Here is a 13,793-nt window from a genome sequence, read left to right as displayed (position 1 = left end):
TGTTGAACGAATCAAACGTTGATTATAACTTAACCCGTTTCATTAGCGCTTTGTCCCAATATGGCGGTTGTCCAATGTGCTCTCGTAAAAAATCAATCACCGCACTTATCTTTCTTGGCAGGTGTTTACGGCTTGGGTAAACCGCGTAAATTGGCATTTTTTGACTCGCTTTCCAGTCGGGTAAAAGCTGAATCAATTTGCCATCATTAAACTCATTGGTAAGTAAGTAACTGGCTAAATACGCCACGCCCCATCCTGAAATAGCGGCATCTCTTACCGCTTCAGCTAAATCGACACGGTAATTACCAGATACCTTCACACACAATGCTTCATTACCTTTACTGAAATCCCAATTACTGTAATCACGGTGACGGCTTTGATACGTTAAGCAATTGTGCTCAGTGAGATCTTGAGGATGATGAGGAACCGCTTTATCAATCAAATAATCAGGTGATGCTGCCAATACAAAATGCGAATCCGCTAATCGCTGTGCAACGTAACCTTCTGGTAAGTCTTCAAAGTTGGTTACCCAGAGATCTAGACCGTCTTTAAGCATATCTGCACGATGATCGAACAAACGAACTTCGACCTGAAGATCTGGATATTGGTGACGTAATTTATCTATCGCTGGGATAATATGCATAGTACCAAAAGACTGTGATAACCCTAAACGCAAGATGCCCGCGACATCATCACGTTCATTATCCATAATGGCACTGGCTTCGGTCATCGCACTGTACATCTTTTCACAATACAAATAGAACTGTTGCCCTGCATCAGTCAGTGTTAACGAGCGTGTCGTGCGCTGTACTAACTTAACGTTAAGCTCTGCTTCTAATATTCCCAGCTGCTTACTCACATGAGAGGTAGATACGCCCATTTGTTTTGCGGCAGCAGTAAAGCTTCCCGCTTTGGCTAGGGCGTAAAATATCACCATTTGGCTGGCACGATCATGCATCTCTCTTGTCCTTTAACTCAAAGGGTATCTGGGCGGCGGATAATAACATCTACTCAGACAGTTAAAATAAATGATAGCAAAAATAATGCATTTAAAATGAGATAAGTTCACTAGCGCTTACCCCAAAGTCATTACTAGCCAGTCAATAAGAAAATGATAGATGTGTCACTAAAATAAAGTAACAGTGATTTCATTTCACAGCAAAGTGAGTCTTAGCACATTAAATTGTTTTTTATTAAGTCAAACTAATGCAATATTATTTTATTCTGGGGGATTCATGAAAGAAGTAGAATTTAGGACAATTGATCGACTATTTATAAAAATGTCAGTTAATGACAAGATGTGGGTGATTTTTGGATTATTTTTAATCGCAATAACATCAACAGCAGGCGCTCGCTATTTCAACAGTATTGAACAAATTGAAGCTCAATCCATTACTGCTGTAGAATATAAACTTCAAGGCATATTATCCAACCCCGATGTTGATACACTTTCATCATCTCTTGTTAAAAGTAACCGTGTTCAATCAACTAAATATATTAACGGAACGGTTACTGCAAGTGCATCTCACTCTTCTGGTCAGGCATTCTCCTTAACAGAAAATGTAAAAGCTCTTGAGAATGATAAAAAGCAACAAGCCCTTACTTCTTTTTTCTTAACTTATCTGTGGGCTATTCCTGTCGGTATTTTTATCTATTGGGTTGCCACTTTCCTTGGTGGTGCATTATGGGTTCTATTTACAACTACAGAGAAAATCGGTGCTGGCGATCTTACTTCACGATTAAATTTTCATCCTGGTCGTGATGAGTTTGGTAGCATTGGGTGTGCTTTAGATAAATCGATGGACACGCTTACCGAGCTTGTTGTTAGTGTAAAAGATAATGTAGAGACACTTACTCGTACCTCTTCTTCTTTTGAAAAAGAAATGAAACAAAGCGAGGAACAAATAGCAAATCAATATGCATCTCTCGATTCAGTTGCAACCGCAATGGAACAAATGACAGCATCAGCACAAGAAGTGTCTAGTATTGCTAAAAAAGCCACCACGCAAACCGATCAAGACGCTAAGCACATTAATTCGAGTGACGAACGCGTTCAGCAAGCTATTAATGAAATTGCTCAACTGTCTCAGTACATTGAAAAAACATCAAACTCAGTGGCTACTCTGAATGAGAATGCCACTCACATTAACGATGTTATCACTACAATCAATGCGATTTCTGAACAAACCAATCTGCTTGCATTAAACGCTGCCATTGAAGCGGCTAGAGCTGGAGAACAAGGTCGTGGTTTTGCCGTTGTTGCTGATGAAGTAAGAACATTAGCAAGTAGAACTCAAGCGGCTACTGTAGAAATTCAAGTGATGATTGAGAAATTGCAATCAGAAAGCCAACATATCGCGAACATCACCCAACAGACGGTAAACCAAGCTCACACAAGCAGTAATTTGATTTCAGATATCGGTAATAATGTAAGCACTATTGCTAACTCTGCAACTGCATTAATGGACATGAGTATTCAAATTTCAACGTCTTCTGAAGAGCAAAGCGCGGTAGCTAATGATATCGCCTCAGAATTAAGTGATATTCGTATTCAGTCAAGCAGAGTAAAAGCAGTCGCAGAGCAATCATCTGACCAAATTTCTCACATCACACAAGCATCACTTTCTCTTGGTGAAGCTCTAAAACACTATCGTACTATCTAGTTTGTATCGTATTAGGTAATTAGGCGCTTAATTAATAAGCGCCTAATTTTTATTTATAATCTATCTTTCCACAAAAGCCGCCGTGCTTTTAATTAAGTTTATGCATTATCATGCTAACTTTTGATACAATCCATTATCTGTCTTTTCCTCATACAGAGCTGCATATTAATACTGCAGAAAATAAACATATCTCTGAATTAGTCGCCCAAGGAAAAGCCTGTATAGGGTTTATGCTCTGTGACGATGCTCTTCCTCAAAAAGTGGAGCTTGGCTTGGTGGGTTATTTACCTATTTCGATGGTAGCCAATAATAATCATCCCTTGCATTCACAAGATTCTATTCATCTCAATGAATTAAAGCGATACCATCAAATATTACTGACTAATATGCATAGCCCTTGGAATGTTCATTTTGCATTTTCCGTAGACATGTTTGAACAATAAAATACGATTAATCATTCAATTCTACTTCTCAGTAAAATATTCTAGTAATATCTGGTGCCATTCTGTTGTTTCTCGGATCTGCAGTAAGGCGCGATTAATATCTTCTTCATATTCGCTGTTTTCAATTAAAACTAGACCATAATTCTGTTTTTCAAGTTGGTATGGCAATACAACTAAATCAGAAAAGTTATTTTTTCCCTTTCCTTTCTTTATCATGTAGCGAAGTACTGCATCATCGGCAACAATCGCATCGACTTGATCATTTTCTAATGCCAATAATAACTCATCCATAGTTTGATAATTTTCATGAGCAATGCTGTGGTCAGCCAATAAGAGTGATGCCGTTGTGGCTTCCTTTGCACCTGTTCTTAACTTAGATAAATCATTTACGTTTTTCACATCAAATCTTAGCTGCTCTAACGTAAGTGAACTAGTTAAAATAGCCGTAATACTGGCAATGAATACCGTAGAAAACATGGCGATCAATACCGTCATAACTCGTGCCGATAACGTTTTAAATTCAAAATAATTAAAAGGACCTTTTGTGATGAATAAAACCCCTAAGATCAATGCTTCTGCCAAGCGACCTTTTTTCGTTGGCATTGAATATAACTTATCGTTATTTTTTCGCTCTAGCAGATAGAAAAACCCACCAACACTAATCGCTACCGCAAAGAAAATACCCATCGCTTTCCATAACGTTTTATTGGTAATGATGCTAATAAAGGTATCTAAATAACTGCGGCTTTTTACGGCAATAGCAAGATGCGTTTCATAAAATGAGTGGGAAAAATCGACATGTTCTTCACGATCTGGCGTGATCGAAATACAAGATACACCAACATCTATCTCTCCTTTTTCTGACGCCAGTAACAAATCATCAAGTTCGTAGTTCTGTAAGGTATAAGTCACGCCCATGATCTCCGCAATACGTTCCCATAACGTCATGCTTAGGCCTTCAAACTCTTGGCCTTTATCGTGAAAGATAAACGGTGGGCAATGATATGTCCCTACTTTAAGCTCGGTATTCGCTTGGCTTTTTTCTATCCCTGTAAACATAGCGAATACAAAAATAAGCATTGAAATAATATAATGACGGAAAACCCTTTTCTCATCATACATAACACTCTCCTATCCATACGTCGAAAACGCCCTACTAAATTGATTCTCTTATTAAAAGGTAGCAGTTGAATGGCTATTCTTCTAATTATCGAACTCAAAATTTAGGAACAGAGACAAAAAATCCCCTTTAACTTTAATGACTAAAGAGGATTTTAAGTAAGATGTATTATGTAATTATAAAAGACTAACTCTGACTGGATCGCCCTCTGCCTTTCCACTGAACTAAAATCAAACCGATCATAATAACAATACCAAGAAAACCAGCGCCAAAAGGGTCAAGCATCACTAATGGGATAGTAAGAAACGCCAGCAGTCGTTCAACACCCGTTAATGGGCGTAATAAATACCCTTCTATAGCAACCGCAATCGCCATAATAATGGTTAACGTTTGAATGATTGAAAATGTTAAATCAACGACTCCTGCGTCTGAATTAACAAGGTCGGTATACGCCATCATGATTGGAATAATGAATAACCCACCCGCTAATTTAAACGCCTCAACAGAAGATTTCATTGGATTGGCATTTGCAACACCAGCACCAGCAAAGGCAGCTAAAGCAATCGGAGGCGTTACGTTTGAGGTTTGCGATAACCAAAACACAATAAGGTGAGCTGTTAATAAGGGTAAACCAAAATCACTTAACATCGGCACTGCCATTACCGCGAGCACGATATAAGCCGCAGTAACAGGAAGTCCCATACCTAACACTAAAGCCACAAGGCTGATTAAGCCCAAAGCAATTAGCATGTAGCCACCAGAGAAATCCATCACAAATTGAGTGAACTGTAGGCCAATCCCCGTTTGCCCGACTACACCAACAATGATCCCTGCGGCTCCACATGCTGCGGAAATAGGCAATGCCATTAAGGCACCACTTTTCATGCCTTCAATGAATTTTTTCAAGCCAATTCGGCTGTGTTTTCGCAGCGCCGCCGTCACTAAAATCGCAGCACAACCTGCAACTCCCACTAATAATGGAGAATATGCCATCATTAATAAGGTAGTGATTAGCGCTAGTGGAATTAAGTGATGCGCGCCATCTTTCATCACACTAATAACGGCTTCTGTTCGACTTACCGCTTTAAGATCAAGCTTACACGCCATTAAATGCACATATAATAAGGTACAGAAGAAATATAAAATCGCTGGCGCGATAGAAGCAAGCATGATCTCGCTGTAAGGCACACCGGTAAACTGCGCCATTACAAACGCACCCGCTCCCATAATTGGTGGCATTATCTGCCCACCCGTTGAGGCCGCCGCTTCAATCCCTGCGGCTTGTTCTGGTTTATAACCCAGCTTTTTCATCATAGGAATGGTGATTGAGCCTGTCGTTACGGTATTTGCTATTGCTGATCCTGAAATTGAACCTAACCCTGCCGAGGCCAATACTGCCGCTTTCGCTGGACCACCACGATATTTACCGGCAATAGAGAATGCTAAATCAATAAAGAATTTCCCTGCGCCAGTGACTTCTAAGAATGCCCCAAATAACACAAAGATAAACACCGTTGTTGCCGCGATCCCTAATGCAGAACCAAAAACACCGTTAGCCGAAAATATTTGAAATTGAATCAGCTCTTGCAGAGAGTACGACTTAATTGCAAAGCCACTCGGTAATAAATCACCAAATGCACTGTAGGATAAGAATAGTACTGCGATAAGGACCATTACCCAGCCGACCGTTCTACGACACCCTTCCATTAATAGTAAAAGTAATGAACAACCTGCGATCATATCGGGCAGCTGTAAGCCATAAAATAGATGGTTTATGTCGTTATAATCAAATATCGACATGCGATAAGCTGAAAAAACAATCAGAGCACATAACGCGAGATCAATGACTCGTCCAGCAAGATAAAATGAGCTCTTTCGATTTGTTATCAATGGATAGTGTAAGAAAATAAGAATAAGCACCCAACAGAGATGGATTGGTCTAAAGTACGTCGCAGAAATGGTTGAGCTTATTCCTTGCCAAATTTGAAAAACAGATAATGCAACAGCAATACCTAAAATAAGATACCCAAATACGGTTACTGTTCTTTCATGGGGTAAATGCTCTATATCAGGTTGGTTTTTATCGGTCATAATATCCATATTAATGCCTTTGGATAAAGTCAGAAAAGAAGAAAAGGTAAGCGAGACACTTACCCTTTCGTTTTGCGTTTATTTGGCACTTATTATTTCATGATTGAATCAAGGTATTTTTGAGCACCAGGGTGAAGAGGAACACCTTGCAAGCGGTCTGCATTTTTTGGTGTTGTCATCTCTGCCATTTTTACTACTTTACGAACATCACCCATATTTTCATACGCGGCTTTCGTTAAGTTGTAGGCCATGTCATCACTCATTTTTGCGTTCACTACCAATACGTTCCAAACGCTTAATGTCGATACTTCACCAACGTTGTTGTATACGTCCGCAGGAATATCATAGCTACTGTATGCTGGGTATTGTTTCATGAACATTGCACTTTCTTCTGGTGTAATAGAAAGTACTTTAATTTTATGTGTTAGCGCGATTTGTGTAACAGCCCCTACTCCTTGTCCACCAACAATAAAGCCTGCATCAATTTGACCATTAGCCAATGCGTTCGTGGTTTCAGAATAGTTTAAGTACACTGCATCAATGTCTTTTTTCACATCAATACCAAGTGATTCAAGTAAGGCTGCTGACGTCACGGCGGTACCACTTGCTGGTGCACCTAAAGAGACTCGTTTGCCTTTTAGTTGTGATAATGACGTAATGCCTGATTTTTCAAGAGTTAAGGTATGCACTAGGTTTGGATACAGTGCAAAAAGTGTATTTACAGGCATTTTTGTTGGAAATTTACCTTCCCCTTTATAAGCATCAAGCACCACATTCCCCATTGCGATACCTGCGATCATATCACCACGAACCACTTTAATTGTGTTCTCTACTGAGGCTGCCGTCACTTCCGCTTTGGCATTCACATCTGGCACATGCTCTGACCATACTTTCGCTAGTGCACCACCAAATGGATAATAAATCCCACTTTGTCCACCCGTACCAATTGAGTAGTTTTCAGCGTTTACCGCTGATGGCAATATAAGCATTAAAGCCAATAGTAAATTACGTTTAAGCACAATCATCTCCTTGATTATTAGGCTTTATCTAGATATCACCACTAGATAAACCCGTTTATAATAGATTAATTTATCAGCAAGCTCACATTACTCGCGGTGAAACTAAAGTCCAATAAATTACACAACAAATGTGAACTAAGTGTTAAATTATCGTATTTACATGGTCTTATAAAGAATAAAAAAGGGCAATCAATTTTCTTGATTACCCTTTACGTTATTTTATCTATTCATCCTATATATCGAGATTAAAAATCAAGGCGATATACCGATGTCGTTCCACTTACTTCATTGCCAACCGCAATAAAATGCTGATTTAGGCGCGTAAAATATTTTATCGATTCAGGTCCTAAATCTCCGGCTTTAGGGTTATAAATACCATTTTGGCATTCGCCCTCTTCATCCACTTGCGTGCATACAGGCTCATCAAAGTTTCGATTATTTACATACGTAATAAAGCGAGAGGCTTTAGGTTCTGTTACGTCATACACCACCACGCCACCTTGACGCTCTAGGCCTATAAACGCATATTGATGCCCATTAATATTAGCGACTTCGATGGCTTCTGGCTCTGCGCCTTTATCATCACTGCGATCATCTGCACTGCTGTTATTGTCATTAGTACTATTGAAATTTTCTTTATTCTTTTCAAACACAACACGAGCAAACTCATCGCCGCTATCAAATACAAGCTCTCCAGATTCATCCCAAATAGAGAATGAACGACTGCCAAACGCTTGTACTTTTTCATCAGCCGCTAACGTGCCTTGCGGCTTAACCACTTTTAAACGGGCTAGCTGATTTTTATCTTTCAATGCCGATGCTAATGGATGATTATTATCAACATCTAATTTTTTACCACGAATTTCATCAACGTAAGCAATACAAAAATCTTGTTTAGTCACATATTCGGCAGTGCCCTTGTAGTCATCTCCATCCCACTCATACGCTTTTTCATCACACTGTTTCTGGGTTGTTTGGACCCCATATTCTCGGCCATCACCTTCGTTAGCCGTCACAATATAAGTATTACCATTAACGCTATAACTTGTGATGCTGTCTGGCATATACAACCCTTCAAGCATTGGGTAATTTTGGAAATTTCCTAGTGTTTTATCTTTATTTGAAGCGTCTAATTGAGCGTTTTCCCATGATTTTCCACCCAAACCAAAAATACCATCAATCGATGCACTTTTTACATCAATCGCAGCTAATGCATTGTTCTCTTGCAATGCGACATACAGTTTACCGTTATCGGCAAAAGTGAGGTATTCAGGTTCGAGATCTTGGGAAACGCTTGCCGTCGGTGCAGAAATACGAACGTTATCGGTTAACTCTGAATGACGTGAGCCCCCCTTATCAAACGCATTAAAATCAAGTTGAGTCACTAACGCATTTAGTGGCCCATTAGTGATATCAATTAACGTTACGCTGCCTTCAGGGTCAATCAAATAATCAGCATTAGGTTCACCTTCATTTGCAGAAGCAATATAGCGGCCATCTTTAGAGAAACTCACCATGTCAGGTAAAGCCCCTGCGGGGTATGTCGTGAGTAGTTCAAGAGAATCCGATCGGAACAAAGCAATAATGCCATTCTTCTGTTTATCTTTGTTTTCAATCGCAACAGCAACCAACCCACTATGAGCAGAGACACTGTTTGCTGCACCAATCTCAACCCCAGACTGCTTAGCGGCTGATTGAAGGTCAATATACCCTGCCGCCTTTGGTTGGCTATTGGCATCAAGGGTTAATACATCAATCTTTTTAGCTTGAGCGTTTACTACATACAACTTATCAGTACACGAGTCGTAGCTGACGATCTCTGCTGCTGAGGTAACGAAGGGGGCATCAGCGATGGATGATCCTACCAACGTCAGCCCGCTAATTTCTAAACTGCCGCGCTTTGGTTCTTCTTGTGATTTACATTGAATACCAAAAGTGTCTATTGCTGAAAATGTATTTTCTGATGTTGGTATATTTGATTGTTGGCTACAACCTAATAATGCTGAAGTGACCACCGCTAATGTGGTTAAAGTGAGTGTATTACGATTCATGTATCCTCCATGATCAATTTGATTTGGCGATCATAGAATGGTTATGTGACAGTTTGTTGTCGGATTTATTTCAATTTAAAGACAAGAATAAGATTACTCTCTCTGAATAAAATACAAAAACAAAAAAAGGCAATAGCTTAATACTATTACCTTTTTTTGGACCCATACGTTTATTTTGTATGATGTCTTATTTCTTATTTTTTGTATCTAGCCAAAGTCGATGTTAATAAGTGTTACTACTTTCTTTTATTTAAATAATGATATCAAACTATTGGAACGACATACAGTTAAATTAAGTTAAACATTAAAAACGGCCACCATTTTTAATCAAACCATGGCCATGTATTTGATACATTTTTACGAAAAATAAAGGGTTATAGAACCATACTCGAAAAAATGAAACCAAAGATAATACTAAATACCATACTTAATAGACCTGGGATCATAAAGCTGTGGTTGAATATGTATTTACCAATCTTAGTCGTACCCGTGCGGTCAAAGTCAATTGACGCAATGATTGGACCGTAGTTAGGAATAAAGAAATAACCATTTACAGCAACAAACGTTGCGATAATAACTTCAGGTGGAAGACCTAACGTGATACCAACAGGCACTAATACTGCCGTTGTCGCACCTTGGCTGTTCACCATTACAGATAAACCAAATAATGCAAAAGCAAATGTCCAAGGAGCAACTTCAACTAAACCTGAAACCGCTTCTTTAACCATTGCATCATGACCTGCAATAAACGTGTCACCTAACCATGCGATACCAAAGATAGCAACGATTGCACGCATACCAGCATGGAACACAGAACCTTGAGTGATCTCATTACCATCAGGTTTACAAAGTAAGATAATAAATGCGGCCATTGCTAGCATGACGATCTCGATCGTATGTGCCATGCCCATTGGCGAGCCATTGAAGTTAGGACGTAATGATGGGAATGCACCCATAACCACAACCACTACGGCACCGAATAAGAACAGACCTACTGCTTTTTTAGCACCAGCTTTAATCTCAATATCCTCAACCTTAACTTCTTGTTCCATCTCGCTACGGAACTTAGGATCTTCCATACGACGTTGGTATTCAGGATCATCCTTCAAGTCTTTACCAAGCTTGTTTACGATAACGCAAGCAGTAGCCAAACCGAAGAAAGTACCTGGAATTGTTATCATCAACACATCTGCTAATGTAATGCCTTGAGGCTCTAAAAAAGCAACCAAAGCAACAACAGCTGCGGCAATTGGACTTGCAACAATCGCAAATTGTGATGCAATAACAGCCATACCTAATGGACGTTCAGGACGAATGCCACTACGACGGCTTACTTCTGCAATTACAGGTAATACAGAATAAGCAACATGCCCAGTACCAGCTAAGAAGGTGAACATATACGTCACTAAAGGTGCAATGAAAGTAATGTGACGTGGGTTTTTACGTAAAATATTTGAAGCAATCTTAATTAAATATTCAAGACCACCAGCCGCTTGCATTGCTGCTGCTGCTGCAACAACGGCCATGATCATCAACATTACATCAATAGGTGGACTTGTTGGCTGTAAACCAAAAACAAAACTCAGTATTGCTAAACCAATACCGCCCATAACACCCAAACCGATACCACCAATTCGAGCACCAATTAAAATACAAACTAGAACGATTAAAAACTCAATTAAAAACACATCAATCTCCCTGATGATAGATTTAATATAATTAATTTTTTAAATTACAGGGGTATACCGTTAGTAATTTAAACTCCAAAAATCGCAGGGATAATAGTCCTGTTATTCATTAAATAAATAGCGGCAGATCACACATTATTAAGAATTATATAAATATAAGATGAAATATATAAACCATTGTTATGCCTAATGTTTAGTTAGTACAAATCGCTAACAAATGATTTACTTTTATTGTGTTTTTGGTGAGGTTTTATATAAAGTAGTACAAGCGGATGAACATACAGGAACTATGGCATATTCGATGACGTTTAATGTGGAATTATGAGAAAGAAGAGGTAAATAACAACTACCTCTCCTTTACTTAAGAAGCAAAACAGACAAAATTCTTATCTTCATTTTTAATACGGTTCTGGAAATACAATTGACCATCATCAATCATGTATTTTAGATCAAACTCAAACCCTTTTAGGGATTCAATATCTCGAATAAAAATAGGCGCATTCTTAGGCTGCCTATGCCAATCTATTTTCTTATAAACCAGTGATATTTTATTCTTAGTAACCGTTTTGTACCCTAATTCATAAAGCAATTCGTACTTTTCCCTATCTCCGTTTTTAAACACTAACTCGCCTGATTGATAGAGTGTTAAATTCGAAGACGAAGCAAAATCAAATAAATCTCGTTCAAGAATTTCTTGATACTTTTCATAAGGTGCTGAAGTGAAGCCCGTCGACAATTCATTGCAAGACCAACGAGTTCCAGAAAACTCGGTATTCTCAGGCATCCATTTATAAATACCGGCCCCAATTAAAATTAAGAATAGGACTAGATTTACTATTCGCATATTAATTTCGCTCTTTTTAGGCCCTTCGCAATAATGCCCGGTAAATTTTCATGTGAAAACTTACTTAATGAATAATTACTATTACGGTTGCTGTTTTTTGCAACAATATACCCTTTCAATGAATAGGTATCATCATCGTACACAGAGTCATACATACGGATATAAATTTCAGCATTACACTCAACTAAATTTAAAGATTCAAGACCAGATTGAATAGCTTCAATATTATCTGTACCTCTTGTGTTATTCAGTATGTAGAAATCTGTATTTTTTATCTCAAAATGATTGTAATTTTCTTTCACTAAAAAATAAGGAACAGACGATGCTTTCTCATACCAGCACACTGCGGCGATTAGTGAGCATAAACAAAAAGCGATTAATGCCGATTTCAAAGAGGGCTTTGTTAATAATTGCACGCGAGAACGGCCAACGTCAGTCGTCGACAACACCGGCACATCGTGACTGATTTCGACATTCTCATGAACCATTAAGGGTTCTTCAACTTGAGGTGACACCAAAACCGCTTTCGGTTCGATATCATCAATAACTGGCGGTATAATTTTTGGTTCAACTACCGGTTGCATAACGACGGTTTCATCTACGGTCAGTAAGTACCCTACTTTACTGACGGTTTTTATCGCAATGCCTTCTGCCTCTAATTGGATAAGATTACGTCTTAATCCGGAGATAACATTCGTTAAGGCTTGATCGGTAACAATCGCCCCTTCCCAACAAACATCAAACAGTTCATCACGATCGATGCAATTTCCTTTTTGCTCTAACAATAATGTGAAGACGTTATAAGGCAAAGGCCTAAGTATAATGGCATCATCCGCATTATTACTTAACCTTCTTGTCGCGGGTTCTAAAACCAAATTTGCAATTGTGATTTTCTGCATCTAGGCCTAACGATTAGTGATAATTTAAATAAAAAACTAAAAACACGCTGAAAAAACAAACATTTAAACATATAGCGTGAAGTCTACCGCAATTATAAAACAAATCAATAACAGACTCTTTATTTGATGTTAAATCATAGAATTATCTTTTAAAACATTTAGTTATATCATTCAACAAATTGTGTTATCAGTTAAATTTAGATTTTTATAAAAACGACAAATCAAATAAAATTCAAATGTTTGCTGTTAGTGTGGAACTTATTTAGTTTATTTTTTTCGTGTTCTTATAATTCAACCAACTTTTAAGCACCCCATTATAGAATGAGAACCTCATGAAAAAAATCATATTATTACTCACACTCTTTTCGGCATTTACAAGCGCTAACGATAACATTTCAGGCTTTTACCTAGGTGCTGGTCTTGGTACTACAACTTTTGATGATGGTGGTGCTTTTGATTATAGTGGCGTATCTATTGATACTGATGACTCAACCATTAAATTTATTGGTGGCTATCAATTCAATCGTATTGTTGCTGTAGAAGTGCAATATACAAATTATGGTGATGTTACCGTTAACCACCCTTTAGCTAAATCAAAAGGCTTTAAGGGATTGGCAATTGAGTCATCTTCTCTTTCACTTGCAGCAAATCTTGGTTACACCTTTGATAGTGGCTGGCGTCCATTTGGAATTATTGGTTTAGGTTCACTAGAATCTTCAACAAAAGTATTAGGCCATTCTTTTAGTGATAATAGCACCACTTTCCATTATGGCGCAGGAGTTGAGTACGCACCAAAAGCTCTCCGTGGTTTAGCTTTCCGTGTCGCTTATGAGGGAGACATTTTCGTTGAAGAAAACGACTACGATTACTATAGCTATTCTGATGATTACGCTATGAACATTGGTTCATTTTACGCTGGCGCAACTTACAAATTCTAATAATAACGATTGTTGGCTAGGCAATTAATCTGTGGGT

General features: G+C 38.4%; 11 protein-coding genes. 3 read left to right on the top strand and 8 right to left on the bottom strand.

Translation table 11 applies throughout. From position 1 onward, the window contains the following. Positions 1–22: 22 nt before the first annotated feature. Positions 23–958, bottom strand: coding sequence for a LysR family transcriptional regulator (locus A6E06_RS03730; protein ID WP_065591696.1), 936 nt, complete (start codon positions 956–958; stop codon positions 23–25). A 277-nt stretch (positions 959–1,235) separates the two neighbouring features. On the opposite strand from A6E06_RS03730, the gene A6E06_RS03725 reads away from it, so the two are divergent. After that, complete coding sequence (locus A6E06_RS03725; protein WP_065591695.1) at positions 1,236–2,663, top strand: methyl-accepting chemotaxis protein; 1,428 nt, start codon at positions 1,236–1,238, stop codon at positions 2,661–2,663. A 110-nt stretch (positions 2,664–2,773) separates the two neighbouring features. Further along, positions 2,774–3,106, top strand: a complete 333-nt coding sequence (locus tag A6E06_RS03720) for a LysR substrate-binding domain-containing protein (protein ID WP_065591694.1) — start codon at positions 2,774–2,776, stop codon at positions 3,104–3,106. A 21-nt stretch (positions 3,107–3,127) separates the two neighbouring features. Here the strand turns inward: A6E06_RS03720 and A6E06_RS03715 are convergent, their stop codons facing one another. The 7 genes from A6E06_RS03715 to A6E06_RS03685 all read right to left on the bottom strand — a co-directional run bounded on the left by A6E06_RS03715 (position 3,128) and on the right by A6E06_RS03685 (position 12,818). Continuing rightward, positions 3,128–4,228, bottom strand: a complete 1,101-nt coding sequence (locus A6E06_RS03715; RefSeq protein WP_065591693.1) for a transporter substrate-binding domain-containing protein — start codon at positions 4,226–4,228, stop codon at positions 3,128–3,130. Positions 4,229–4,412: 184 nt separating this feature from the next. Beyond that, on the bottom strand, positions 4,413–6,326 hold the full coding sequence (locus A6E06_RS03710) for a TRAP transporter fused permease subunit (protein ID WP_065591692.1): 1,914 nt from the start codon (positions 6,324–6,326) through the stop codon (positions 4,413–4,415). An 83-nt stretch (positions 6,327–6,409) separates the two neighbouring features. After that, entirely contained in the window at positions 6,410–7,342 is a 933-nt protein-coding gene (locus A6E06_RS03705) for a TAXI family TRAP transporter solute-binding subunit (protein ID WP_065591691.1), read from the bottom strand. 239 nt (positions 7,343–7,581) lie between these two features. Then, positions 7,582–9,387, bottom strand: coding sequence for a choice-of-anchor I family protein (locus A6E06_RS03700; RefSeq protein WP_065591690.1), 1,806 nt, complete (start codon positions 9,385–9,387; stop codon positions 7,582–7,584). A gap of 374 nt (positions 9,388–9,761) precedes the next feature. After that, the gene (locus A6E06_RS03695) at positions 9,762–11,075 is read right to left on the bottom strand and encodes an anaerobic C4-dicarboxylate transporter family protein (protein WP_065591689.1); all 1,314 of its coding nucleotides are present in this window, start codon (positions 11,073–11,075) and stop codon (positions 9,762–9,764) included. 361 nt (positions 11,076–11,436) lie between these two features. Continuing rightward, the gene (locus A6E06_RS03690) at positions 11,437–11,919 is read right to left on the bottom strand and encodes a hypothetical protein (protein ID WP_065591688.1); all 483 of its coding nucleotides are present in this window, start codon (positions 11,917–11,919) and stop codon (positions 11,437–11,439) included. Beyond that, positions 11,910–12,818 carry a winged helix-turn-helix domain-containing protein gene (locus A6E06_RS03685; protein WP_065591687.1) on the bottom strand — a complete coding sequence of 303 codons (909 nt, stop codon included), beginning with the start codon at positions 12,816–12,818 and terminating at the stop codon, positions 11,910–11,912. Before A6E06_RS03685 ends, A6E06_RS03690 begins: the two co-directional genes overlap by 10 nt. Before the next feature lie 332 nt (positions 12,819–13,150). Between A6E06_RS03685 and A6E06_RS03680 the strand changes: the two genes are divergently transcribed. After that, a complete protein-coding gene (locus A6E06_RS03680) occupies positions 13,151–13,756 on the top strand; it encodes a porin family protein (protein WP_065591686.1) in 606 nt (201 codons plus the stop codon). Positions 13,757–13,793 lie beyond the last annotated feature (37 nt).

The sequence above is a fragment of the Aliivibrio sp. 1S175 genome, from assembly GCF_001690985.1.
Taxonomy (GTDB): Bacteria; Pseudomonadota; Gammaproteobacteria; order Enterobacterales; family Vibrionaceae; genus Aliivibrio.
The sequence above is the reverse complement of the archived record's forward strand: the minus strand, read 5'-3'. Positions and strand labels throughout refer to the sequence as shown.